This is a genomic window from Pseudomonas sp. P8_229 (assembly GCF_034008635.1).
In the GTDB taxonomy this organism is placed as follows: domain Bacteria; phylum Pseudomonadota; class Gammaproteobacteria; order Pseudomonadales; family Pseudomonadaceae; genus Aquipseudomonas.
The window spans coordinates 3,361,699-3,386,542 of sequence record NZ_CP125378.1 but is presented as its reverse complement, the minus strand read 5'-3'; the positions used below and the strand labels follow the sequence as shown (position 1 = coordinate 3,386,542).

Below are 24,844 nucleotides of genomic sequence, written 5' to 3'. Positions count from 1 at the left end.
TAACTACCAGTCGCTCCGGAGCATTCCGTTATCCGTCGCTTCTCGTCTTGTGGACGATCCGCGCCTTGGCACGCTGGTATGGGTATTGTCAGTGCAGATTCGGTAACACGTTGTGCAGCGAATTCGAGTCTTTCAAAACACTCGCGGCGGCGGCGATATCCGGCGCCAGCCAGCGATCCTGATCGTAGGCCGGGACGGTTTCGCGCAGCAGTCGCCACGCCCGGTCAGTGCCTGCGCCAAAGCGCTGCTCCTTGAGGAATTCAAAGGCCTGCGCCGCCAGCAGGTACTCGATGGCGAGGATCTGCGTGCAGTTTTCCAGGGCACGGTGCAGCTTCAGCGCGGCGCTGGTGCCCATGCTCAGGTGATCTTCCTGCAGGCCCGAGGTGACGTAGTTGTCGAGCACCGCCGGTTGCGCCAGCTGGCGGTTTTCCGCGCACAGTGAGGCGGCGACGTATTGCACGATCATCATCCCGGAGTTCACCCCCGGGTTGGCCACCAGAAACGCCGGCAGACCGCTGACGTGCGGATTCACCAGACGATCGAGACGACGCTCGGCGATCGAGCCGATTTCGGCCATGGCAATCGCCAGCACGTCCGCTGCCATCGCCACGGATTGGCCGTGCGGGTTGGCTTGCGACATCACCCGGAAACTCTCCGGCGTACCCAGCAGCAGCGGGTTGTCGGTGCAGCCGTTGAGTTCGGCTTCGACCTGCTTGATCGCGTGATCCAGTTGATCGCGCGCAGCACCATGCACCTGCGGGATCGAACGAATGCTCAGCGCATCCTGAGTGCGAATGCCTTTGCTCGCCGCGATCACTTCACTGCCATCGAGCAACGCGCGCAGATTGACACCGACCTGCTGCATGCCCGGGTGCGGCTTGAGCGCGATGATTTCGGCATCGAATGCGGCGATCTGACCGCGCTGGGCTTCGAAGCTCATGGCGCCGATCACATCGGCCCACTGCACCAGCCGCGTCGCATCGGCAATCGCCAGGCAGCTGAGGCCGGTCATGCACGGCGTGCCGTTGACCAGGCACAAGCCGTCCTTCGCGCCGAGTTGCACCGGTTGCAGGCCCTCTTCGACCAGCGCCTGTTGCGCCGAGGTGATTTGCCCGCGATAGCTGACATTGCCCACGCCCAGCAGCGCGATGCCGATGTGCGCCATGTGGGTCAGGTAACCCACCGAACCTTGCGACGGAACCTGCGGGGTAATGCCGCGATTGAGCAGTGCCAGCAGCCCTTCGACCACGCGGCGATGAATGCCGGATTTGCCGTGGCTGTAGTTGTGGACGGCGGCGCAGATGATCGCGCGGGTTTGCTCATCGGGCAACACCGGGCCGACACCGCAGGCGTGGCTGAGCAAGGTATTGCGCGACAGCTGGCTGAGCTGTTCGTCCTTGAGCGAGACGTTGGACAAGCCACCCAGACCGGTGTTGACGCCATAGGCACGCTCGCCGCTTTCGACGATACGCTGGACGATGCCTTGCGCGTTTTCGATGCGCGCCCAGGTCTCGCTCGACAACTCCAGAGGTGCGCCGTGACGGGCGACGGCGACCACGTCCTGCCAACGCAGGGGGCTGCCGGTGATAATGATTTTTTCAGCCTGGGACATCTAAAAAACCTCATGAACAAGATCGTTCCCACGCTCTGCGTGGGAATGCCGCCTGGGACGCTCCGCGTCCCGACTTCTGCTCTGTGCAAGGTGACGCGGAGCGTCACGGGATGCATTCCCACGCAGAGCGTGGGAACGAGCGTCAAACCACCGCCGCCCGCCGCTGCACGAACCGGTCGACATATTCATCCGCCGGCGAATGCAGGATCTCGCGCGGTGTACCGACCTGAATCAGGCGGCCATCCTTGAGGATCGCAATGCGGTTGCCGATACGCACCGCCTCGTCGAGGTCGTGAGTGATGAATACGATGGTCTTGTGCAAAGTCTTTTGCAGCTCCAGCAACTGGTCCTGCATCTCGGCGCGGATCAGCGGGTCGAGTGCACTGAACGCTTCGTCCATCAGGATGATGTCGGTGTCTGCCGCCAGTGCACGGGCCAGGCCGACACGCTGACGCATGCCACCGGAAAGCTGATGCGGGTATTTGTTTTCGTAGCCCTTGAGGCCCACGGTGTTGATCCAGTGCAACGCACGTTCGGCGCACATCTGCTTGCTCTCGCCGCGCACTTTCAGGCCGTAGGCGACGTTCTCCTGCACGGTTTTGTGCGGCAGCAGGCCGAAGCTCTGGAACACCATGCTGATCTTGTGCCGGCGAAATTCGCGCAGGGCGTCCATGTCGTATTGCAGGATGTCCACACCGTCGACCAGGATTGCGCCGCTGGTCGGGTCGATCAGGCGATTGAAGTGACGCACAAGGGTCGACTTGCCGGAACCGGACAGGCCCATGATCACGAAGATCTCACCGGTGCCAATGCTCAGCGACAGGTCGTTGACCCCGACCACGCAACCGGTTTCGTTCAGCACCTGATCCTTGGTCTTGCCCTGGCCAACCATCGCCAGTGCGTCCTTGGCGCGGTTGCCGAAAATCTTGAAGACGTTTTTGACTTCGATCTTGCTCACGGTTGCGTTGCTCATTTGCTCACCTCATGCCGTGGCCGACCGTACGCCTGAGTAATGCGGTCGATGACCACTGCGAGAATCACGATCGCCAGACCGGCTTCGAGGCCGCGCCCGACGTTGAGGGTCTGAATCCCCACCAGCACATCTTCACCCAGGCCTCGGGCGCCGATCATCGAGGCGATCACCACCATCGACAGGGCCATCATGGTGGTCTGGTTGATCCCGGCCATGATGCTCGGCAGGGCCAGCGGCAGTTGCACGCCGAACAGTTGCTGCCAGCGGTTGGCACCGAAGGCGTTGATCGCTTCCATGACTTCGCCGTCAACCTGACGAATGCCCAGGTCGGTCAGGCGGATCAGCGGCGGTGCGGCGTAGATCACCGTGGCAAAAATCGCCGGGACCTTGCCCAGGCCGAACAGCATCAGCACCGGAATCAGGTACACGAAGCTGGGCATGGTCTGCATGATGTCGAGCAGCGGCATCAGCACCGAACGCAGGCGATTGCTGCGCGCCGAGAGAATCCCCAGCGGAATGCCGATCAACACCGAAATGATCGTCGCGACCATCATCAGCGCCAGGGTCTGCATGAGTTTGTCCCACAGGCCAACAGCGCCAACGAGGAACAGCAGACCAACGATGACGGCAGTGGTCACGACTTTGCGCGTGGCGTGCCAGGCGACTACACCGACGATCGCCAGCATCAACCACCACGGCGCTGCACGCAGCAGGCCTTCGAGGTTGACGATGGCCCATAGCAGGGTGTCCGAGATGTGGCGGAACACATCACCGTAGTTGGTGACCAGCGAATCGACCCAACCGTTGACCCAGTCGGCGATGGAAAAGGTAAAGCTTTCGGGAAACATAAGAGACTCTCAATCAAGGGGTTGCGATCAAGCGTCCGGCTGCCGTTGCCGACAGCCGGAGAAGCTCAACCTACAAGGCCGCGTCGATTTTCCTGGCTGCGTCGTCGCTCACCCATGCGTGCCAGACTTCAGGATGTTCCTTGAGGAAGATTTTCGCCAGTTTTGGCGACTCGATACGTTCCTTCGCCATGCGTCCCAGGTTCTGGTTCAGCAGGTCGATCGGCAGGTTGACCTTTTCCAGCACGGCCACCAGCTCCGGGGCTTGCTCGTGGAAGGTCTTGGAAAGGCCGACCTTGATGCTCACGGTCTTGTCGACGCCCGGTTTCTCTTCGAGTTTGACCGCGTCGATCTGGCCCATCAGTGGGGTTGGCGACCAGTAGTAGAACAGGATCGGCTCGCCACGCTTGTAGCTCGACAGAACCGCCGCATCCAGCGCCGGGCCGGTGCCCGGACGGAAGTTGGTGTAGGTGTTTTCCAGGCCGTAGCTTTTCAGCATTTCGCTGTTGTCCAGCTCACAGGTCCAGCCGGCCGGGCAGTTGTAGAAACGGCCTTTGGACGGCTCTTCAGCGTCCTTGAAAATGGCTGCGTATTTGCCCAGATCGGCAATGTTTTTCAGGTCCGGGGCTTTCGGTTCAAGCTTGCGCTTGGCATCGCCTTCGATCACGTAGCGCGGAACGTACCAGCCTTCGACAGCGCCGACGATCGGCGCGCCGATACCGACGACCTTGCCGGCCTTCTCGGCCTTGTTCCAGACCTCGCTGCGGCCGACCCATTCTTCGGCGAACACTTGAATATCGTTGCTGCTCAGGGCGTTCTCCATGGTGATGGAGTTGCCCGGCAGGCTGTCGGTCTTACAGTCGTAACCTTTCTCCAGCACCACTTGCAGCACGTCGGTCAGCAGCATGGCGCTTTCCCAGTTCAGACCGGCGAATTTCACCGGTTTGCCGGACTCGCACCAACCGGCCGCCTGGGTGGCGCCGGCACTGGCCAACAGGCCCATGGACAGCAGTGTGGTCAGCAGGGTCTTGTTCGATTTCATTGTTGCGACGCTCCTAATCATGAATTGGCTTACGGCAGTCAAGAGGCATCCAGCCCTGTCCACGTCCAATCAGGCCTGCGCCGCAGCGCGCCCGGCCCCACTTTTTTCAGGTTGTACAACGCTGCTCTGCTCGACCGGCAGAATCAGTTGATCAGGCACCGAGCCGTGCCATTTTTTCGCGCACACGTAATACAGAACAGCAGGCATCACCAGACCGATGATCCAGGAGATGTCCACATCACCGAGGGCGGCCACCAGCGGGCCGGTGTAGAACTTGGTGGAGATGAACGGCAGCTGCACCAGCACACCGAACACATAGACGCTGATTCCGAGCAGGTTCCAGCGGCCATAGCGACCGTTCGGATCGGCCAGCGCCGGTACGTCATAGCGCTCGCGGGTGATGCAGTAGTAATCCACCAGGTTGATCGCGCTCCATGGCGTGAAGAACGCCAGCAGGAACAGGATGAAGGACTTGAACGCACCGAGGAACGAGTGCTGGCCGAGCAACGCGATCAGGGTCGCCGCACTGACGATCACCAGCACGAACACCAGACGCTGCAGGCGCGACACCGTCAGGTGCCCACGAAAACCGCTGATGATGGTGGCGATGCACATGAAGCTGCCGTAGGAGTTCAGCGTCGAGATGGTCACCTTGCCGAAGGCGATGCTGAAGTACAGCAGCGCAGCGGTGGCACCGGTGCCGCCCAGCCCTACGATGTAAGCCACTTCATGCCCGGCGAACTGACCGTTGGCCGAAGCCGCCGCGAACACGCCAAGGACCATCGCCACCTGAGCACCGATAACCGAACCTGCGCCAGCGGCAAAGAAGGTTTTCACCGAAGAAATCTTGCTCGGCAGGTAGCGCGAATAGTCCGCCACATACGGGCCGAACGCGATCTGCCAGGATGCCGCGAGCGACACGGCCAGCAGGAAGCTGCTCCAGCTGAAGTGTCGGATCTGCAACAGCGCGCCCACATCAACCTGGCTCAGCAGACGGCTGAACAGATAAACGAAGGCAATCACACCGATCACACTGGCGATTCGGCCGATCCAGTGGATCACCCGATAACCGAGCACCGTGACCACCACAATGACACTGGCAAACAGCAGGATGCCGACGGTGTCGCTGACGCCGAACAACTGACCCAGCGCCTGGCCGGACAATACGGTGCCGGTGGCGGTGAAGCCCAGGTACATCAGGCACACCAGCACGATCGGAATCGCCGCACCATATACGCCAAACTGCACCCGGCTGGAGATCATCTGCGGCAGGCCGAGCTTCGGCCCTTGCGCCGCATGCAGCGCCATCACGCCACCGCCCAGCAGTTGACCGATCAACAGACCGATCAACGACCAGAACACATCACCGCCCAGCACCACGGCCAACGCCCCGGTGACAATCGCGGTGATTTGCAGGTTCGCACCCATCCACAGGGTGAACTGGCTAAACAGACGACCGTGTCTTTCCGCTTCCGGGATGTAGTCGATCGAACGCCTTTCGATCAACGGTTTGTTGCCTGCACGATCGGGAGTTACAGCCATGATTCAACCTCTGTGGATTGTTATTCGAGTTCACTGAGCGTTTTTGTGGCTGCTTTGGGTGGGAGCGGGCTTGCTCGCGAAGGGGTCGGCACATTCGAAACATGTGCTGACTGATCCAACGCATTCGTGAGCAAGCCCACTCCCACCCAAAGCATTCCCCACAGTTTTTGCGTTTATTTACCGGTAATCATTGGCAGGTTCAGGCCCTGCTCCTTGGCGCAGTCGATGGCGATCTGGTAACCGGCATCGGCGTGGCGCATGACGCCGGTAGCCGGGTCGTTGTGCAGTACGCGAGCAATGCGCTCGGCCGCTTCGTCAGTACCGTCGCAGACAATCACCATGCCCGAGTGTTGCGAGAAGCCCATGCCCACGCCACCGCCGTGGTGCAGCGAGACCCAGGTCGCGCCGCTCGCGGTGTTCAGCAGAGCGTTGAGCAGTGGCCAGTCGGACACAGCGTCGGAACCGTCCTGCATCGATTCGGTTTCACGGTTGGGGCTGGCGACCGAGCCGGAGTCGAGGTGGTCGCGACCGATCACGATCGGTGCCGACAACTCGCCACTACGCACCATTTCGTTGAACGCCAGACCGAGCTTGGCGCGCAGGCCCAGACCGACCCAGCAGATACGCGCCGGCAGACCCTGGAAGCTGATGCGCTCGCGGGCCATGTCCAGCCAGTTGTGCAGGTGCGCGTCGTCCGGGATCAGCTCTTTGACTTTGGCGTCGGTCTTGTAGATGTCTTGCGGGTCACCCGACAACGCCGCCCAGCGGAACGGGCCGATGCCACGGCAGAACAGTGGCCGGATGTAGGCCGGTACGAAGCCCGGGAAGTCGAAGGCGTTTTCCACGCCTTCTTCCTGGGCCATCTGACGGATGTTGTTGCCGTAGTCGAAGGTCGGAATGCCTTGTTTCTGGAACGCCAGCATGGCGTTGACGTGCACCGCCATCGACTGCTTGGCGGCTTTGATCACGGCGGCCGGTTCGGTCTTGGCGCGGGCGCGGTACTCGTCCCAGGTCCAGCCGGCTGGCAGGTAGCCGTTGAGTGGGTCGTGGGCGCTGGTCTGGTCGGTGACCATGTCCGGGCGCACGCCACGCTTGACCAGTTCCGGGAGGATTTCTGCGGCGTTACCCAGCAGGGCGATGGAGATTGCCTTGCCTTCTTTCGTGTATTTGGCGATGCGTGCCAGGGCGTCGTCGAGGTCTTTGGCTTGCTCATCGACGTAGCGACTTTTCAGGCGGAAATCGATGCTCACCTGTTGGCATTCGATGTTCAGCGAGCAAGCGCCAGCCAGGGTGGCGGCCAGTGGCTGAGCACCGCCCATGCCGCCGAGGCCGGCAGTCAGCACCCACTTACCAGTGAGGTTGTCGTTGTAGTGTTGGCGACCGGCTTCGACGAAGGTTTCGTAGGTGCCCTGAACGATGCCCTGGCTGCCGATGTAGATCCAGCTGCCAGCGGTCATCTGGCCGTACATGGCCAGGCCTTTGGCGTCGAGTTCGTTGAAATGTTCCCAGCTCGCCCAGTGCGGGACGAGGTTGGAGTTGGCGATCAGTACGCGCGGGGCGTTGCTGTGGGTCTTGAACACGCCGACCGGCTTGCCGGATTGCACCAGCAGGGTCTCGTCGTCATTCAGGTTGGTCAGGCTCTCGACGATCTTGTCGTAGCATTCCCAGTTACGCGCGGCGCGACCGATACCACCGTAGACCACCAACTCTTTCGGGTTCTCGGCGACTTCCGGGTCGAGGTTGTTCATCAGCATGCGCAGCGGCGCTTCGGTCAGCCAGCTCTTGGCGGTCAGCTTGTTGCCGCGTGCAGCGCGGATCTCGACGTCACGATACTTCGTAGGTTTCTGGGTATTGTCAGTCACGAAAAAGACTCCTCAGCGATCAATTCAAACCAACCCTGGCGGTGGGCAAGCGGCTTGTGCGCCTCTTGGCGCGACAAGCGAATCAGTGGACGCCGCGGGAGTCTCAAGTGACCCATACGCATACGTCTTTACTTGTACATACAAGCATATGCAATCGAGCGGCCAACTTGTTGGAGAGCGGTTCAGGAAAATCGCGGACAGGGCTGAAGACCGCCTGACACAAGGGTTCTGGCGTTGATGAAAAATTTAGCGGGATGTTTGGAGGAAGTGCACAGCGGCTACGAAAGCGTGGTTTTGCGCCACGCTGGGGCGTTCGGTAACAAGTTGGTGCGCAGAGGGAAACAGGAGAGGGATAGCTTTTGTGGTGAGGGGATTTATCCCCTCACCACAGGGTTTTGTTCAGTTCTGGAGGAGTTCGATCACGCAGCAAGCGGCATTGGTGGAGACTTCGACCAATTCGCTGTTACCGTCCAGTTGCACACAGTCATGTCGACCGAGCTGTGCCGTGCTGTCACCGACCTGCACTTGCAGCAACTCACTGACACTGAACACCAACACCGTCCCCGCCGAACTGAAAAACCGCTGCTCTCCCTCCAGCCACTGCAACCGCGCGCGGTAACGCTGCGGCGCGTAAATCAGGTTGAAATCGCGGATTGCCCCGCCGAGCAAGGTGCAGGACACCTGGCTCTCGCCGCTGAACGCAAACGGGTCCAGAGGTAACAGCGGGCGCGTGTCATCACCGTCAACACACAGGGTCATGCCATCACCCTGCAGTACCGTGATCACCCGCTGGTAACCGGCAAAGGTCGAAAAACCGCCCGACTCGGCAATGTCGGCAATCGACAGACGCCAGCCGAAACCCTCAAGGCCGGCGCCCGCGTCACGGGTGATTTCTTCGGTGCTGCCACCGCCGTTTTTCCACGGCATGCGTGGGTAGCCTTCGGCGCGTAAAACCTTCAAACCATTCATTTATGAAAGCGTCCTTCCAGACGATGACGAGAACCCGGATGAATCAAACGTGCCGCCGTCACCGGCTGACGTCCCGACCAGGTACGACGGCGGATCAACAGGCACGGTTCGCCTTTTTCGATCTGCAGCAACTTGCACTCGGACGGCTCGGCGAGGATCGCTTCGACCACGTGCTCGCCTTCGGTCAGCGGTGCCACCTGGTTGAGATAGGCATAAGGGGTTTGCAGGGTGAAGTCCTGCTTGAGGTACTCCGGGGCGACCAGAGCATTGACGAAACGGTCTTCGATTTGCACCGGAATGTCGTTTTCGTAATGCACGATCAGCGAGTGGAACACCTTCTGCCCTTCACGCATGTCCAGCGCCAGTGCACGCTCGGAACCGGCGGCCTCTTCTTCGAGGGTGATCACCTGACAGGTGTGGCGATGGCCACGAGAGGCGATTTCGTCGGCGATGTTGTGCACTTCGAACAGCGCGGACTGGCTTTTCGGTTCAGCGACGAACGTACCGACGCCTTGCATGCGCACCAGCAGGCCGTCGGCGGTCATCTCACGCAGGGCCCGATTGATGGTCATACGGCTGAAACCGAGTTGATTGACCAGTTCGCTTTCCGACGGCACGCGGTAGTGCGGCGGCCAGTTACCGCTGTCGATCTGCTGGGTGATCATCTGTTTGACGCGAGCGTACAAGGGCGCCGGACTGTCGCCCATGTTCGCGGCCAACGGGGAGACTGGAGGCGGAGTCGGCACGGTTGATCCCTGTTCTTTGGATGGAGGTTGCTAGCTTGCCGGAGTTTACCGGGCAGGCAAACGTCTGTATATGTATATACAAATAACACACGATGGGGTGCTGAACCATGTCCGCCTTCTTTGCCGAACGCGCGCTGCTGCCTAACGGATGGGCCAACAATGTACGTCTGGAGGTCAGCGCCGATGGCGTATTGACCCAAATCCTGGCCGATTCCACCGCAGACGGCGCCGAACGGCTGAGCGGTCCGCTACTGCCGGGCATGCCGAACCTGCACTCCCACGCGTTCCAACGCGCGATGGCGGGCCTGGCCGAAGTGGCCGGCAACCCCAATGACAGTTTCTGGACCTGGCGCGACCTGATGTACCGGCTCGTAGGGAAAATCAGCCCGGAGCAACTCGGGGTAATCGCCCGTCAGCTGTACATCGAAATGCTCAAGGCCGGATACACCTCGGTCGCTGAATTTCACTACGTGCATCACGACCACAACGGCCAGCCTTACGCCGACCCGGCTGAACTGGCGTTGCGCATCAGCCAGGCCGCAAGTGACAGCGGCATCGGTCTGACCCTGCTGCCGGTGCTCTACAGCCACTCGGGTTTCGGCGGGCAGACGCCGAACGACGGCCAGCGCCGCTTCATCAACAGCACCGAAAACTACCTGAAGCTGCAATCGCGCCTGCAACCACTGCTGGCGCAGCAAAAGGCGCAATCGCTAGGGCTGTGCTTCCACTCGTTGCGCGCAGTCACCCCGCAACAGATCAGCGAAGTGCTGGCAGCCAGTGACAAGCAGTGCCCGGTGCACATTCACATCGCCGAACAGCAAAAGGAAGTCGATGACTGCCTGAGCTGGAGCGGTCGTCGTCCGTTGCAATGGCTCTATGAAAACACCGAGGTCGATCAGCGCTGGTGTCTGGTCCACGCCACCCACGCCAACCCGGAAGAAGTCACGCTGATGGCCAAGAGTCGCGCCATTGCCGGCCTGTGCCTGACGACTGAAGCCAACCTTGGCGACGGGATTTTCCCGGCGGTGGATTTCCTCGCGCAGGGCGGACGCATGGGCATCGGTTCCGACAGCCATGTGTCGCTCAGCGTGGTCGAGGAACTGCGTTGGCTGGAATACGGTCAGCGTCTGCGCGATCAGCGGCGCAATCGCCTGTATGGCGCAGATCAGCCAATGGTCGGGCGCACGCTGTATGACGCGGCGCTGGAGGGCGGTGCCCAGGCACTGGGGCAACCAATTGGCGCGCTGGAAGTCGGCAAGCGTGCGGACTGGATCGTGCTCGATGGCAATGACCCGTATCTGGCGACGGCCAGTGGTGACGGGATTTTGAATCGCTGGTTGTTTGCCGGTGGTGATCGTCAGGTGCGCGACGTGCTGGTCAACGGCCAGTGGATAGTGCGTGACGGGCGCCATGCTGGCGAAGAGGACAGTGCGCGGGCATTCACCCAGGTTCTACGCGACCTTCTGGGCTGACAGCTGATCGTTCCCACGCTCTGCGTGGGAATGCAGCCCGGGACGCTCTGCGTCCCACAAGCGGACGCGGAGCGTCCATTGAGACACTCCCACGCGGAGCGTGGGAGCGATCATTGGTTTTGTGGTGTTCTTTAGTTTGAAGTCTTGGCCATCTGCCGATCCGACGCCCGCCAGATCAGTCGCGTGGTGTCATAACCTTGCTGACGAGCCTTGCTCAGCAGCTCTTCACGCACCACACCGTTGACGGTCGGCGTGCGTGACAGCAACCACATGTACTTGCGGCTCGGGTCGCCGACGATGGCGGTCTTGTAGTCATCGCTGACGTACAACACCCAGTATTCGCCTTTCGCCACACCCGGAATCAGGCGCGAGAACCAGGTATCGAACTCGACCCACAACTTGTCGGTCTTGCCCGGCACCTGTGGATAAGCCGTGCCCTTGACCTCTTCCCATTGCCAGTCCGCAGTCAGGCAGCGATTGAGTACATCGACGTTGCCATCGGGCTTGAGCGAGTAATGCGCTTCGGATTGCGCGCAATCGCGCTGGAAGTACATCGGCAGGCGCGCCAGTTCGTACCAGGTGCCCTGGTAACGCTTGAGGTTGACGCTGTGGACTGTCTTGGGCGCCAGCGGATCTTCACCGTGTGTGGCGCAGCCGGCCAGTACCAGGCCGGCAAAAAAGACAAACAATAACCGCTTCATTATTTTTCTCCCGCGGGCGCGTAGCCCCGGTTTACTTCAGGCCTTGGCCGGAAAACATCAACACTTTGTCACCGGCATACTGCACGCTGATAAAGCTTTTCTGGTCGCCCCAAGTGCAACTGGACATGCCGAGCGCACCCGAGCAGTCGGTGGGTTTGCCGAGCAGCGTCTCAACTTCGGCCTTGGCCATGCCGGCCGAAAGCCTGGAATAGTTTTCCTGATTGACCTTGCTGCACGCGGCCAACAGCACGCAAAAAGTCAGAAGGGCGATAGATCGCAGCGACATGAAGTAACTCCTGGAGCGGAAGGGGGATGGCATGGCGCCAACCAGAAGCTTAGAAGAGAAAACCCCTGTCTGGTTCCCCACGCCGATGGCTATTTATTGCTCCGCTCGTCTGGCATTTAGCGCCCAATCAGCGACTTTTTGCAGCGATTGAGCATTTCGTCGCATTTCCCGAAAACCGCCTAATCTTTGGCGCGACGCAGTCGAAATAAGAGCAGCGCAAAGCCCCCGAGTGTGGCAAATTGCCGCCACTTCTTGACCAGCCCCTTCGCGGTAGTTCATTCGATGACCAGAAACATGAAATTCAGCCACAAGATCTTGTTGGCTGCCGCCCTCGTGGTGGCCGTTGCGTTCGCCTGTTTCATTTTCTTCAACGACTATCGACAACGCGAAGCCCTGAGCAGCAGCACCGAAGCGTCGATGCAGGAACTGGGCAGCCTGACCACCAGCAACATCCAGACCTGGCTGGAGAGTCGCATCCAGTTGCTGCAATCGCTGTCACAGCAAGTCGCCGCCGACGGCAGCGCACCCGCCAGCCTGAAACGCATCATCGACCTGCCCGCCTACACCGGCAATTTCCAGCTCAGCTACTTCGGCGGTACCGACGGCGTGATGTTCTCCGTGCCCGCCGGCAACCGCGCGCCGGACTACGACCCGCGTGCCCGTGGCTGGTACAAGGCAGCCAACAGCACCCAGCAGACCATCGTCACCGAACCCTACATCGCCGCCTCGTCGGGCAAACTGGTGATCACTGTCGCCACCCCGGTACAGCGTCAGGGCCAGATGATCGGTGTGGCCGGTGCGGACATCGACCTGACCAGCGTCAGCGCAATCATCAACTCGCTGAACTTCGGTGGCCATGGCCACGCGTTCATTGTCAGCAGCGAAGGCAAGATCCTGATTCACCCGGACAGCAAACTGGTGCTCAAGACCCTCGCCGAGGCCTATCCGAACGGCGCACCGAAAGTCAGCCCGGGCCTGAAAGAAGTCGAATTCGACGGCAAGACCCAACTGGTCTCGTTCACCCACATCAACGGCGTGCCTTCGGCCGACTGGTATGTGGCGCTGGTGCTGGACAAGGACACCGCGTTTTCGATGCTCAGCGAATTCCGCACCTCGGCGCTGATCGCCATGGTGATTGCCGTAGTGATCATCATCGCCCTGCTCGGCATACTGATCCGCGTGTTGATGCAACCACTGCTGACCATGGGCCGCGCCATGCACGACATCGCCGAAGGTGAAGGCGATCTGACCAAGCGTCTGGTGATTCACGGTAACGACGAGTTCGGCGCACTGGGCACTTCGTTCAACCGTTTCGTCGAGCGTATCCACACTTCGATTCGCGAAGTGTCCTCGGCCACCGGCCAGGTCAATGAAGTTGCCCTGCGCGTGGTCGCGGCCTCGAACTCGTCGATGTACAACTCCGACCAGCAGTCCAGCCGCACCAACAGCGTGGCCGCCGCAATCAACCAGCTCGGCGCCGCCGCCCAGGAAATCGCGCAGAACGCCGCCCTCGCCTCGCAACACTCCAGCGATGCGCGCAGCCTGGCGGTCGACGGTCAGCAGGTGGTGGATAAAACCATTCAGGCCATGCAGCAACTGTCGGCGAAGATCAGCGACTCCTGCGGCAACATCGAAACGCTGAACAGCAACACGGTGAACATCGGCCAGATTCTGGAAGTGATCACCAGCATCTCGCAGCAGACCAACCTGCTGGCGCTCAACGCCGCGATCGAGGCAGCCCGCGCCGGTGAGGCCGGTCGTGGTTTCGCCGTGGTCGCTGACGAAGTGCGCAACCTCGCACATCGCACCCAGGATTCGGCGCAGCAAGTGCAGAAGATGATCGAAGAACTGCAGGTCGGCGCACGACAGGCGGTGAGCATCATGACCGAGAGCCAGCGCGAGAGCGAAAGCAGCGTCGGTATCGCCAACCAGGCCGGCGAACGTCTGGGCAGCGTGACCCAGCGCATCGGCGAGATCGACGGGATGAACCAGTCGGTGGCCACCGCGACTGAAGAGCAGACCGCCGTGGTCGAGTCGATCAACGTTGATATCAACGAGATCAACACGCTGAACCAGGAAGGCGTGGAGAACCTGCAGGCGACCTTGCGCGCGTGCTCGGATCTGGAGCAGCAGGCGGCACGGTTGAAGCAGTTGGTGGGCAGTTTCAGGATTTAAGGCGCGGCCACTGGCCTCTTCGCGAGCAAGCCCGCTCCCACAGGGATCTTCGGTGTTAACACAATGTGTGTTCCACCATAAGGCACTGTGGGAGCGGGCTTGCTCGCGAAGACGGCAGCAGCCTTAACGCAAGTTTAGAATCGGGAACCTGGCCCGGCGAGGAACTCAAGTTCTTCCGCCGTCGACTCCCGCCCCAACACCGCATTGCGATGCGGAAACCGTCCAAACCGCGCAATCACTTTCTGGTGCCGCTCGGCATAGTCCAGGTTGTCAGCGAACACCGCCCGCTCACTTTCCGGCTGTTCAGCCACCAGATCGATAAACCGCGAAACGGCTTCGTTCTGCACCGCGAGGTTTTCGCAGTGTTCGAACACCAGATAAATGAATACCCGCTGAATCGGCTTCAGTTGCCGGTCGAAGTCCGCAGCAATGCCTTGCACGACGAGTTTTTGCGCGCGCAGATCACCGGAAAAGGCTTTGGGAGAGTCGCGAAAGATCATTCGCGGCAGTTGATCGAGCAGCAACACCACGGCCAGCCAACCTTCGGGACGTTGCGCCCACTCGGTCAATTCGCCGGCGAGGGCCTGATCGACAAAGACCCCGAAACGCTCACGCGCTTCGAGGTCTTGGCTGTCTCGCTTGCCGAACCACAACGTGCCCTTGTCAGCCGATACCTCGTCGGGTGATTCGGCGTGTCCGAACCACCAATCGAGCAACGGCTGCCAGGGCGCGTTCATGGTTTATTCCTTGTGGTAGGCCGTAGCGCGGGCGACTTCTTCTTTCGAGCCGAGGAACACCGCTACGCGCTGGTGCAGGCCTTCGGGCTGAATATCGAGGATCCGCTGGTGACCGTCGGTGGACGCGCCGCCCGCTTGTTCCACCAGGAACGACATCGGGTTGGCTTCGTACATCAGACGCAGTTTGCCCGGCTTCGACGGCTCGCGGCTGTCACGTGGGTACATGAACAGGCCACCACGGGTCAGGATGCGGTGTACGTCGGCCACCATCGCCGCAACCCAACGCATGTTGTAGTTCTTTTTCAGCGGACCTTCTTCGCCGGCCAGCAGTTCGCTGACGTAGCGTTGTACCGGGGCTTCCCAGTGGCGCTGGTTGGACATGTTGATCGCGAATTCCTGGGTCGATTCAGGAATGGTGATGTCTTCGTGGGTCAGGACGAAGCTGCCCATTTCGCGGTCCAGGGTGAAGCCTTTGACGCCGTCACCGAGCGTCAGCACCAGCATGGTCTGCGGGCCGTAGATCGCATAACCGGCAGCGACTTGCTGGGTGCCTGGCTGCAGGAAGGCTTTTTCGTTCAGCGGCTCGTTCTGGCTCAGGTATTCGTTCGGGCAACGCAGTACCGAGAAGATGGTGCCGACCGGGGCGTTGATGTCGATGTTCGACGAGCCGTCCAGTGGGTCGAATACCAGCAGGTACGCGCCTTTCGGGTATTTGCCCGGAATCTGGTAGGCATTGTCCATTTCTTCGGACGCCATGCCGGCCAGGTGACCGCCCCATTCGTTGGCTTCGAGCAGGATTTCGTTCGACAGGACGTCGAGCTTCTTCTGCACTTCGCCTTGGACGTTTTCAGTGCCCATGCTGCCCAGAACACCACCCAGGGCGCCTTTGGACACGGCGTGGCTGATCTCTTTGCAGGCACGCGCCACCACTTCGATCAGGAAGCGCAGATCGGCAGGAGTGTTATTGCTGCGGGTCTGCTCAATCAAATAGCGACTCAGGGTAACGCGGGACATGGACGGCTCCGGTGGAATGGGGGGCTAAAAACCCGCGCAGTTTACAGGGAGTCTGAAAACGTAGCGAGCGATGACGCCCGGTAACGTGCATTGGGGCGCAATTGCTTGTATCAGACGTGATCGGGTCGAGAGAGTTCAGGCGCCGCCATCAGCGTAGTTCGAATCGGGACGGGCGGTGCATGTCGCACTGTGCCCGGTCAGAATTTTTTGTTGCCTGACCGGGCGCCTTCGCGAGCGAGCCCGCTCCCACAGGGGATCTCGATTGAACACAAACCTTATGCCCACTGAAGATCTCCTGTGGGAGCGGGCTTGCTCGCGAATGGCGCGCAGCGCCAGCCATTCTCAGGAGTTGGTAGGCGGCTTGCGCAACAGGCTCGCCGCCATCGCCCCGAGGAACACCACGCTCACCAACAACACCGCCCACAAACCGATTTTCTTCCAATGGGTCTCGGCCACGGCCGCCGTGGTTGCTGGTGAGGTCTGCGTGGCAAGCACTTCGCCCTGCACCGTTGCCTTACCCAGCGTCGCGAGTTTCTCCGGTTTGAAATCCGGAATCAGCGTGGTCAGCGGCAGGTTCGCCGTTTTCACAGTCGGATTGCCCAGCACCAGGCTGTAAGGCCCTTCGCCGCGTGCGAGAAAGATCACCTGCGTCGCCCGCACCGCGTATTTCAGGCTCGGTGCCTGCTCGCCCAGACCGCCGCCGCGCTCATCCACGCTCAGTTTCAACTGCTGTACGGTCTGCCCGTACAGCTGCAATTCGTTCTGCACCACGTCCTGACCGTTCTGCGTCAGGCGATACAGTAAACCGTTGCTCAGCGTCTGCCATGGCAGGCTGCTCTCGCGCCGGCCTGCGAGGGTAACCGGGGCCAGGCTGTTCGGTTGCTTGAGATCAACCTGCACCCGTTCGACGTTCAGCCCCATCGGCAACTGCCAGGTGTACTCGCCGGCCTTGGTGCTGCTGCCGGCCAGCGCTTGCGACCAGACCAACGGCAGCGGCACGTTGCGCGGATCGCTGCTTTTCAGTTGCGCCGAGGTCAGGCTCGGCGCCGACGTCGGCGCATCCCACAGCAGACGCAGATACCGCGCCGATTGCCCCGACAGCGCCACTTCGTGCTGTTCGATACGCTCATCGGAAAAGGTCAGCCGCGCAACCTGCCCCTCACCCCACGCCTGCCAATGCTGCAAATCATCACTGGCTTCGATGCTGAAGCGCTGGAAGCCGTCCCGCTCGCTGGTCCAGTCCAGGATCAACTGCTGCAACGGCGCCTTGATCGCACTGGCATCGAGCAGCCAGCCACGCAGCACTTCCTCGCCAGCCTCCAGTTGGCTGGACGGCTGCACTTCCACCAGCGTGCCGGTGGTGGTCGATTGCACGCGCACGTTCGGCGCGCGTTCGCTGGCATCGGCGGTGTTGTACAGAGGGAACCACTTCACTTCATGCAACTGACCGTCGTCACGGGTCTGCGCCGATTCACGGGCCAGGGCGTAGGCTTGCGGTTCGCCCGCGGCGTTGAACACCCGCAGGTCGCTCAGATCGGTCTGGCGTGCCTGCAATTGCGCGCTCAACGGCAGTTCGAGGCGATACCAGGGGCCGTTGCCACTCACCGCCAGCGGCACCTGTGTGGCGAAGTCCGCCGGTTTTTCCTGGGCGCCGGCAGCCATCACCACGCCCAGCGCCAACCACCCCAGATTCAGCATGCGACTCAAGATGAAACTCCTTCGGTGTCCGGAACGGGCTTGTCCGCCGCCGGTTCGGCTTCGACGCGCTTGGGCGGCAGCGGGGCAAAGTAGCCCACCACCAGCAGCAGCACGCCGACACCGATAAACGAGACGATCCGCGCGAGGCCGCCACGGTTGCTCAATTCGACAAAAACCAGTTTCGCCACCACCAGCGCAATCAACGCCGCGCCGATCAGCCATACCTCACGTCGATGACGCAGATGCCCGCCGATCATCAGGCCCAGCGCCATCAACGTCCAGACGATGGACAACCCGGCCTGCACCAGCATCGATTCGAGCAACAGGTCCAGCTCGAACGGGATCCCCGCCCAATGGTGCGCAGCCCGGGTCACCAGCGCGGTGCAGAAAGCGAACAGCGAGACCCCGGCGACCAGTTGCGTGGCGTACTCGGCGTAATCCTTGCGCAACGCAAACTGCGTCACGGCATGACGCGACCACACATAAACCCCGAACAGGGCGAACAGCAGGCCCAATTCCAGCGGGTTGATCAGCGGCACGTACGGCAGCGGTTCGGCGTTGCCGTCGCTGACGCCGTTGGCCAGCCAGAACCACGCCAACATCAGTAGCGCCAACGGCGCAGCGGCGTACAAACGATATTCGCGAGGGAACGCTGCCACCGGCCACGGCCAGTTGCGCGGAGCCGCCGCCAGCAACAGATACAGGCTCGGCAGGATCGCCCAGCCCAGCCAGCGCCAGGCGTTGTATTGCTCGGACAACAGCAGCAGGCCGTAACGCAACTCCAGCGCCAACACGCCGATCAGCAGCCAGCAGCCGAGCACCTGTGCGGTGCTCAAGGCACGTGCCGGCAGCATCGGCGCCAGACGTCGCAAGCTGAAGAAGTGCACGACGAACACCAGTGCCCACGCCAGCCAGCCGACATTCGCCGCCGGGTGATAACGCGCATGCCACGCCGCCAGCAGCACCAGGCCCGCTGCCGGAATCAGCAAGGTGCACAGCAGACCCAGCGCCGGCCATTTCAGACGCAACGACAACAGCGTCCACAACGCCACGCTCAGCGCGGCAACCAGCAGCAACAACGTGGCTTGCAGATTCAGCGGCGCAAAACGCAACACCTCGCTGACCCACGCCAGCGCCCACCATCCGGCGCCCCATACCAGCAGCACTTCAGACAAGCGCTGCAAACTCAGCGCATCGAATGCCGAGGCGTGATTGCCCAGTTGCAGGCGCCAGGCACCGATCATCGCCGCCAGCCCCAACACCAGCGGCGTCCAGAATCCGCCATGGGCCAGCGGTCGCAGACCTTCGCTGGACAACGGCCCGAGCAACTCGGGACCGGCCAGCAAAAACGCCGCGCCGCCGATCAACTGCAACAACAAGCCGAAGACAAAACTCACGCGCTGCTTGAGGTACAGGCTCAGCCAGATGATCAACAACCCGCTGGCCGCCCACACTGCGCTCGCGGTTTGCCACGGCAACACGAACAGCACCGCCAGATTGATCAGCACCAAGCCTGCCAACAGCACCACCGACAAACCACGCAGCAGACGCACATCGCCGCGCACCATTTCGTCACGCGCCGCCAGCAGCATGCCCGCGATCAACGCCAGGCCAATCAACGACGCGCTGAGCAACCCGCTCCAGCCGGCGCTGAACACTGCTGCCGAATCTTCACCCGCGCCTTGCAGGCGAAGCAGGAACAACGCACCACCAAGCAGTTGCACGGCGAACGCGGTGAACAGGAATGTGCGTGATTGCAGGCGCAGACCGGCGAACAACGTCACCAATCCGGCCAGCGCCCAACTGATCGCCGTGGCCTGAACAAAGAAGAACAGCGGCGCCAACAGGTACAGGAAGGTCAGGCCCAAAGCCGCCAGCACCGGAAGGCCCTGGCGCTCCCACGGTGAAGCCTGTTCTGGCGCGGCCTTGCGCAGTTGATAGAAACTGAACAGCAACGCGATGCCGAGCATCAGCGCGCCCAAGGGTGCACCGTCGAGCAGGCTGCTCTCGCCGACGCGCAACTGACTGAGGAATGCCAGCGCCGACCCCAGTTGCAGCAGCAAGGCGAACGCCCGGGCGAACGGCCGCTGCTGGCGCAAGCCGAGCCAGAAAATTCCTGCGCCCTCCACCGCCCACGCCGCCGAAGTCCAGCGCGCATCGAGGCCGAGCGGGATCGCCAGACTGGCGAAGATCACCCCCAGCGCCAGACAGGTTTCACCCAGCAACAACGCGCGACCGCCCATCAATACCCGGGCCAGGCCCATGTAGATCACGCCCAGTGCCAGTGCGCTGAACGCGGCGGCGAATTCCAGATGCTGCACCAGCGCAAACTGCAGACCGAAACCCACGATCGGCGGGCCGAACAGCATCGTGCCGTCGACGTAATCGCCCTTGCGGGCCGACCAGTGCAGCAGCGCCTCACGGTCGCCGTCCGCCGGCGCATCGGGCATGTCGAGCAACTTGCGCCGCGCGAACAGCAGGCCGATCGCCAGATACATCAGGAAGAACAGAATCAGGAACGGCTCGGTACTCCACAGCAGCTCTGGCGCATAGGAACGCAGCCCCCAGGCGAAACCGATGCCGAAAGTGCCGACGAAACCGATCAGGTTGAGCAGGCGCCAGGCCTTGAACCAGGCGATGGCGAGAATGCCGGCGTTGAGCAGCGCGAAATAGCTGAACAGCGCGACATGGTTGCCGGCGCCGGTCGAGGTCAGGATTGGCGCGGCGAAACCGCCCAATGCCGCAGCGGCGGCCAGCCCCAGCGCATCCTGGGTGATGGCGAGAATCGCCGAGAACACCGTCACGGCCACCAACAGCCCCAGCGCGGCGGACGGGTCGAGCAACGGGTGCAGGCGCATCGCCGCAAACACCGTCAGGTACAGCACCGCGATCCCGGTGCCCTGCAAGATCAGCGCATAACTGCTGTTGCGTCGACGCAACCACCAGCCCAGCGCCAGCAGGGCCAACGCCGCAGCCGCGACACCGGCATAACGCAATTCGATCGGCACCACCATGCCTTCGGTGGCGTAGCGCAACAGGAAGGCCAGACCGAAGAACAGCAGCACCACGCCGACCCGCAGCACCGTGTTACCGCCGAACAGCCAGTTGCGCGCAGCGCTGATGCCGCGCTCGATGAGGTTCGGGCCACGGGGTTGTGCCGGTTGTGCGGGCTCGTCAGTGATGGCGTCCAGATGCCAGACATCGGCCGGTAGCGGCTGGCTGGTTTCGCTGGCGACGGCGGAGATCGGTTCGAGTTCGTCTGGCAGCTCCCAGACCAATTCAGGGTCCGGGGCATCTTCGGCGATGTCGAGGGGCTCGACGACCGGCTCGCTGAGCGGTTCCGCGCTTGCTGCTGGCACCGCGTGAGAGGGGGAACCCTCCAGCAGATACAGGCGCTGCGCGACGCCTTGCAAGGCCACCTTCGTCTGCTCAAGTTGGCGCTGTTGCTCCGCCGCCTGCGAGCCAAGCCGGGCGATGCGCAGCGTTTGCCCGATCGCCAGTCCGAGCAGTGCACCCAGTAGCGCGGTGCTGAACGACTCATCGAGCAGCCAGCCGAGCAGCAGCCCGATCAACATGAACATCCATTGCATGGTCGATATCCCTAAGCAGCCCCAAGGCGGGGCAAATCCGGCAATTCAGTCAGTCTAGGCATAAACCTTGTAGGAGTGAGCCTGCTCGCGATAGCGGTATGTCAGTCCATTAATTATGTTGTGACAGTCCGCTATCGCGAGCAGGCTCACTCCTACAGAGATACACGTTCAGACTGAACGATCCGGTAACCGCCGCTCAGTATATCGATCCGGCCCAACAAACGTTGGGCCTTACGCACATTTGTTGCAGAAAATTACTCCAGTGCCTTCCAGATATCGGTGGCGTACTCGCGAATGGTCCGGTCAGAGGAGAACCAGCCCATCCGCGCCGTGTTGAGCACCGCTGAACGCCACCAGTTATTGGCGTCGTGCCAGTGCGCATCGACGCGCTTCTGTGCTTCCCAGTAAGAGTCAAAGTCGGCGCAAACCAGGAAACGGTCGTAATCCACCAGCGAATCGATCAGCCCGGTGTAGCGCGATGTATCGTCCGGCGAGAACACGCCACTGCGAATCGCTTGCAGCACATCGTTCAGACGATGAGACGCGGCGATGTCCGGCGCGGCGCTGAACTCGTGGTTCTGCTTGCGTGCTTCGACCTGCTGCGCGCTGAGACCAAAGATGAACATGTGCTCGGCACCGATGCGTTCGCACATTTCCACGTTGGCGCCGTCGAGGGTGCCGATGGTCAGTGCACCGTTGAGGCCGAACTTCATGTTGCTGGTGCCCGAGGCCTCGAAACCGGCAGTGGAAATCTGCTCGGACAAGTCCGCCGCCGGAATGATGCTTTCGGCCAGGCTGACGTTGTAGTTGGGCAAAAACACCACTTTCAGCAAACCACGCACGGTCGGGTCGTTGTTCACTACTCGGGCGATGTCGTTGGTCAGCTTGATGATCAGCTTGGCCTGGTGATAACTGGCCGCCGCCTTGCCGGCGAAGATCTTCACCCGAGGCACCCAGTCGACTTCCGGCTCGGCGCGAATCGCCTGATACAGCGCCACGGTGTGCATCAGGTTGAGCAACTGACGCTTGTATTCGTGGATCCGTTTGACCTGCACATCGAACATCGCCGCCGGATTGACCGCGATCCCCAGGCGCTCGTGAATCAGATAGGCCAAGGCCTTTTTGCTGTGCAGCCGCTGCTCGGCGAAGGCTTTGCGGAACGCGGGTTTCTCGGCGAACGGTTCGAGATCGAGCAACCGTTCTTCGGGGTTGTCGAGCAAGTCCGGTCCCAGCGCATCGACCAGCATCGAGGTCAATTCAGAGTTCGCCTGATACAGCCAGCGGCGGAAGGTGATGCCGTTGGTTTTGTTGTTGATCCGCTCCGGGTAGAGCTTGTGCAGTTCGGCAAATACAGTCTTGCGCATCAGCTGCGTGTGCAGCCCGGACACGCCGTTGACGCTGTGCGAGCCGAGGAATGCGAGGTTGCCCATGCGCACGCGGCGCCCATTGTCTTCTTCGATCAGCGACACCGCGCGCAGCACGTCGAAATCGTGAATGCCCTTGGCCCGCAGCGAATCGATGTGCTGGGCGTTGATCAGGTAGATGATCTGCATGTGCCGCGGCAGCATGCGCTCCATCAGGCCGACCGGCCAGGTTTCCAGCGCTTCGGGCAGCAGCGTGTGGTTGGTGTACGACAGTGTGTCGACGGTGACTTGCCACGCCGCATCCCAGGCCACGTCGTAGACATCGACCAGTTGGCGCATCAGTTCGGCGACGGCAATCGAGGGGTGGGTATCGTTGAGCTGAATCGCGGCGTGATCGCCCAGGGTCAGCACCGAGGTGTGCATGTTGCGATGGCGGCGCAGCAAATCCTGCAGGGAGGCGGCGACGAAGAAATACTCCTGACGCAGGCGCAATTCCTGCCCGGCTTCAGTGCTGTCTGCCGGGTAAAGCACGCGGGAAATACTTTCGGCGCGGGCCACTTCAGCCACGGCCCCCAGGTGGTCACCGGCGTTGAAGCGCTCCAGGTGCAGATCTTCCATGGCTCGGGCACGCCACAGGCGCAAGGTATTGACGCTCGCCCCGCGCCAGCCAACCACCGGCGTGTCATAGGCAATCGCCCGGACGGTTTCCGCTGGTGACCAGACCTGCCTGGATTTGCCGCTGGCATCGGTGACGGTTTCGACACTGCCGCCGAAACCGATGGTGTAAACGACTTCCGGCCGCTCGAATTCCCAAGGGTTGCCGAAATCCAGCCAGTGTTCGGTCTGTTCCTGCTGCCAGCCATCGACGATGGCCTGGCGGAACAGCCCGTGTTCATAACGAATGCCGTAGCCGTGACCGGCGATGCCGAGGGTCGACATGCTTTCCATGAAGCACGCCGCCAGACGCCCGAGGCCACCGTTGCCCAGTGCCGCATCCGGCTCCAATAAGCGGATGCGCTCCAGATCGACGCCCAGCTCCGTCAGCGCTTCACGGGCGACATCGAGCAGACCGAGGTTGCTCAGGCTGTCGTAAAGCAAGCGGCCGATGAGAAATTCCAGCGAGAGGTAATACACCCGCTTCTGGCCTTTGCGGTAGATCTGCCGGGTGTGGTCCATCCAGTGTTCGACCATGTGATCACGCGCCGCCAGGGCGATGGCCTCGAACCAGTCATGGTCGAAGGCGTGATCCGGGTCTTTGCCCACCGCGTAGGTGAGCTTGGTCAGGACGGCGTCGCGGAATGCGGCCACCTCTGCTTCGCGAACTAGTGGTTCTTGAGTCATCGATAGGACCTCGAGCGAGCGGGGAATTGTCTGAGCCTAGACGGTCTGACCGACGGTAGAGGCGCTGGTTCGGCAGTTTTTCCGAAGACGGTGAGATAGCCCGGCATTACCTTGGCGAGTGCGCTAATGAATGCAGGGGCCGTGCCGTACTGCCGGCCAGTTGAGCGACATTTGCAAAAATCTGGCGAAAGGTTGTTCAAAAATCCACCAGTCCCGGTATGATCGCGCGCCCTGATGCACACACGCCTGGTAACTCCCGATGATGAAGCCCAACCTGATTGCCGCCGCCGAGATTGACCGTCTCGATACGTGGGCCAAATATTCGGCCCCGATGTGCGGTTCCTGCATGTCGAGCTGCTGCACGCTGCCGGTCGAGGTCAAGATCAAGGACCTGGTACGCATCGGCGTGGTCGACGAGTTCGAGCTGGGCGACCCACCGAAGAACATCGCCAAGCGCCTGCAAAAGGAAGGGCTGGTCGAGCGCTTCAACCAGAAGTCAGGGATCTTCACTCTGCAGCGCATGAGCAACAATGATTGCTACTACCTGGATCGTAAGAGCCGCCTGTGCACCATTTATGACAAGCGCCCGGACACCTGCCGCAATCACCCCAAGATCGGGCCGCGCCCAGGGTATTGCGCGTACAAGCCGAAAGAAGTCGAGCGTGTGCAGAATTTCCGGGCAATCGAGAAGTTTTGATCTGCCTTGAGACTCTCGGCGGCTGATCGGCCTCTTCGCGAGCAAGCCCGCTCCCACAGTAGATTCTCGGTGAACACAAATCTTGTGTACGCCATCGAACTCCTGTGGGAGCGGGCTTGCTCGCGAAGAGGCCAGCACAAACACCGCACAAACCTCAGTTAAACCCCAGACAAACAAA

The 24,844-nt window shown here is 61.4% G+C and carries 18 protein-coding genes and 1 pseudogene; 4 read left to right on the top strand and 15 right to left on the bottom strand.

What is annotated here, in order from left to right; translation table 11 throughout:
• Window positions 1–88: 88 nt before the first annotated feature.
• From hutH to hutC, 8 genes are all read right to left on the bottom strand, one after another.
• Window positions 89–1,612, bottom strand: a complete 1,524-nt coding sequence (hutH, locus tag QMK55_RS15375) for a histidine ammonia-lyase (RefSeq protein ID WP_320329500.1) — start codon at window positions 1,610–1,612, stop codon at window positions 89–91.
• Between the two features lie 142 nt (window positions 1,613–1,754).
• On the bottom strand, window positions 1,755–2,585 hold the full coding sequence (locus QMK55_RS15370; RefSeq protein ID WP_049827999.1) for a quaternary amine ABC transporter ATP-binding protein: 831 nt from the start codon (window positions 2,583–2,585) through the stop codon (window positions 1,755–1,757).
• Entirely contained in the window at window positions 2,582–3,433 is an 852-nt protein-coding gene (locus QMK55_RS15365) for an ABC transporter permease (protein WP_007949591.1), read from the bottom strand. The genes QMK55_RS15370 and QMK55_RS15365 overlap by 4 nt, the downstream gene beginning before the upstream one ends.
• Window positions 3,434–3,503: 70 nt before the next feature.
• Entirely contained in the window at window positions 3,504–4,472 is a 969-nt protein-coding gene (locus QMK55_RS15360) for an ABC transporter substrate-binding protein (protein ID WP_102355524.1), read from the bottom strand.
• Between the two features lie 69 nt (window positions 4,473–4,541).
• Complete coding sequence (locus QMK55_RS15355) at window positions 4,542–6,014, bottom strand: purine-cytosine permease family protein (RefSeq protein WP_102355523.1); 1,473 nt, start codon at window positions 6,012–6,014, stop codon at window positions 4,542–4,544.
• A 173-nt stretch (window positions 6,015–6,187) separates the two neighbouring features.
• Window positions 6,188–7,876 (bottom strand): urocanate hydratase, encoded by a 1,689-nt coding sequence (hutU, locus tag QMK55_RS15350; protein WP_320329499.1) that lies wholly within the window; start codon window positions 7,874–7,876, stop codon window positions 6,188–6,190.
• Window positions 7,877–8,275: 399 nt separating this feature from the next.
• Complete coding sequence (locus QMK55_RS15345; RefSeq protein ID WP_102358541.1) at window positions 8,276–8,845, bottom strand: HutD family protein; 570 nt, start codon at window positions 8,843–8,845, stop codon at window positions 8,276–8,278.
• On the bottom strand, window positions 8,842–9,552 hold the full coding sequence (gene hutC / locus QMK55_RS15340; protein WP_163013658.1) for a histidine utilization repressor: 711 nt from the start codon (window positions 9,550–9,552) through the stop codon (window positions 8,842–8,844). The genes QMK55_RS15345 and hutC overlap by 4 nt, the downstream gene beginning before the upstream one ends.
• Window positions 9,553–9,698: 146 nt before the next feature.
• Here hutC and QMK55_RS15335 point away from each other — a divergent pair, with 146 nt between their 5' ends.
• Window positions 9,699–11,063 carry a formimidoylglutamate deiminase gene (locus QMK55_RS15335; RefSeq protein ID WP_320329498.1) on the top strand — a complete coding sequence of 455 codons (1,365 nt, stop codon included), beginning with the start codon at window positions 9,699–9,701 and terminating at the stop codon, window positions 11,061–11,063.
• Between the two features lie 131 nt (window positions 11,064–11,194).
• Here QMK55_RS15335 and QMK55_RS15330 read toward each other — a convergent pair whose 3' ends face one another.
• The gene (locus tag QMK55_RS15330) at window positions 11,195–11,764 is read right to left on the bottom strand and encodes a lipocalin family protein (protein ID WP_102358543.1); all 570 of its coding nucleotides are present in this window, start codon (window positions 11,762–11,764) and stop codon (window positions 11,195–11,197) included.
• A 31-nt stretch (window positions 11,765–11,795) separates the two neighbouring features.
• Window positions 11,796–12,050 (bottom strand): hypothetical protein, encoded by a 255-nt coding sequence (locus QMK55_RS15325; RefSeq protein WP_025110911.1) that lies wholly within the window; start codon window positions 12,048–12,050, stop codon window positions 11,796–11,798.
• Between the two features lie 282 nt (window positions 12,051–12,332).
• Here QMK55_RS15325 and QMK55_RS28620 point away from each other — a divergent pair.
• Together QMK55_RS28620 and QMK55_RS28615 are read left to right on the top strand one after the other, a co-directional pair.
• A pseudogene (locus QMK55_RS28620) lies at window positions 12,333–13,367 on the top strand (cache domain-containing protein); the annotation flags it as partial.
• A gap of 93 nt (window positions 13,368–13,460) precedes the next feature.
• Window positions 13,461–14,225 carry a methyl-accepting chemotaxis protein gene (locus QMK55_RS28615; RefSeq protein WP_371748298.1) on the top strand — a complete coding sequence of 255 codons (765 nt, stop codon included), beginning with the start codon at window positions 13,461–13,463 and terminating at the stop codon, window positions 14,223–14,225.
• Window positions 14,226–14,359: 134 nt separating this feature from the next.
• Here QMK55_RS28615 and QMK55_RS15315 read toward each other — a convergent pair whose 3' ends face one another.
• From QMK55_RS15315 to QMK55_RS15295, 5 genes are all read right to left on the bottom strand, one after another.
• Entirely contained in the window at window positions 14,360–14,962 is a 603-nt protein-coding gene (locus QMK55_RS15315) for a DUF924 family protein (RefSeq protein WP_320329496.1), read from the bottom strand.
• 3 nt (window positions 14,963–14,965) lie between these two features.
• Window positions 14,966–15,976: a class 1 fructose-bisphosphatase gene (locus tag QMK55_RS15310; RefSeq protein ID WP_025110914.1), complete on the bottom strand. Its 1,011-nt coding sequence runs from the start codon at window positions 15,974–15,976 to the stop codon at window positions 14,966–14,968.
• A gap of 342 nt (window positions 15,977–16,318) precedes the next feature.
• The gene (locus QMK55_RS15305) at window positions 16,319–17,683 is read right to left on the bottom strand and encodes a DUF3999 domain-containing protein (protein ID WP_320329495.1); all 1,365 of its coding nucleotides are present in this window, start codon (window positions 17,681–17,683) and stop codon (window positions 16,319–16,321) included.
• A complete protein-coding gene (locus tag QMK55_RS15300) occupies window positions 17,680–21,264 on the bottom strand; it encodes a DUF2339 domain-containing protein (protein ID WP_320329494.1) in 3,585 nt (1,194 codons plus the stop codon). The genes QMK55_RS15305 and QMK55_RS15300 overlap by 4 nt, the downstream gene beginning before the upstream one ends.
• Window positions 21,265–21,518: 254 nt before the next feature.
• Complete coding sequence (locus QMK55_RS15295) at window positions 21,519–23,969, bottom strand: glycogen/starch/alpha-glucan phosphorylase (protein WP_320329493.1); 2,451 nt, start codon at window positions 23,967–23,969, stop codon at window positions 21,519–21,521.
• Window positions 23,970–24,228: 259 nt separating this feature from the next.
• Between QMK55_RS15295 and QMK55_RS15290 the strand changes: the two genes are divergently transcribed.
• Window positions 24,229–24,666 (top strand): YkgJ family cysteine cluster protein, encoded by a 438-nt coding sequence (locus QMK55_RS15290; RefSeq protein ID WP_025110918.1) that lies wholly within the window; start codon window positions 24,229–24,231, stop codon window positions 24,664–24,666.
• Window positions 24,667–24,844: the final 178 nt, after the last annotated feature.

Coding starts and splice junctions, on each gene's coding strand:
- QMK55_RS15325 (WP_025110911.1), bottom strand. CDS start 12,050: ATGTCGCTGCGATCTATCGCCCTTCTGACTTTTTGCGTGCTGTTGGCC.
- QMK55_RS15345 (WP_102358541.1), bottom strand. CDS start 8,845: ATGAATGGTTTGAAGGTTTTACGCGCCGAAGGCTACCCACGCATGCCG.
- QMK55_RS15365 (WP_007949591.1), bottom strand. CDS start 3,433: ATGTTTCCCGAAAGCTTTACCTTTTCCATCGCCGACTGGGTCAACGGT.
- QMK55_RS15330 (WP_102358543.1), bottom strand. CDS start 11,764: ATGAAGCGGTTATTGTTTGTCTTTTTTGCCGGCCTGGTACTGGCCGGC.
- hutC (WP_163013658.1), bottom strand. CDS start 9,552: ATGGGCGACAGTCCGGCGCCCTTGTACGCTCGCGTCAAACAGATGATC.
- QMK55_RS15355 (WP_102355523.1), bottom strand. CDS start 6,014: ATGGCTGTAACTCCCGATCGTGCAGGCAACAAACCGTTGATCGAAAGG.
- hutH (WP_320329500.1), bottom strand. CDS start 1,612: ATGTCCCAGGCTGAAAAAATCATTATCACCGGCAGCCCCCTGCGTTGG.
- QMK55_RS28615 (WP_371748298.1), top strand. CDS start 13,461: ATGTACAACTCCGACCAGCAGTCCAGCCGCACCAACAGCGTGGCCGCC.
- QMK55_RS15310 (WP_025110914.1), bottom strand. CDS start 15,976: ATGTCCCGCGTTACCCTGAGTCGCTATTTGATTGAGCAGACCCGCAGC.
- QMK55_RS15295 (WP_320329493.1), bottom strand. CDS start 23,969: ATGACTCAAGAACCACTAGTTCGCGAAGCAGAGGTGGCCGCATTCCGC.
- QMK55_RS15315 (WP_320329496.1), bottom strand. CDS start 14,962: ATGAACGCGCCCTGGCAGCCGTTGCTCGATTGGTGGTTCGGACACGCC.
- QMK55_RS15300 (WP_320329494.1), bottom strand. CDS start 21,264: ATGCAATGGATGTTCATGTTGATCGGGCTGCTGCTCGGCTGGCTGCTC.
- QMK55_RS15370 (WP_049827999.1), bottom strand. CDS start 2,585: ATGAGCAACGCAACCGTGAGCAAGATCGAAGTCAAAAACGTCTTCAAG.
- QMK55_RS15290 (WP_025110918.1), top strand. CDS start 24,229: ATGATGAAGCCCAACCTGATTGCCGCCGCCGAGATTGACCGTCTCGAT.
- QMK55_RS15335 (WP_320329498.1), top strand. CDS start 9,699: ATGTCCGCCTTCTTTGCCGAACGCGCGCTGCTGCCTAACGGATGGGCC.
- QMK55_RS15360 (WP_102355524.1), bottom strand. CDS start 4,472: ATGAAATCGAACAAGACCCTGCTGACCACACTGCTGTCCATGGGCCTG.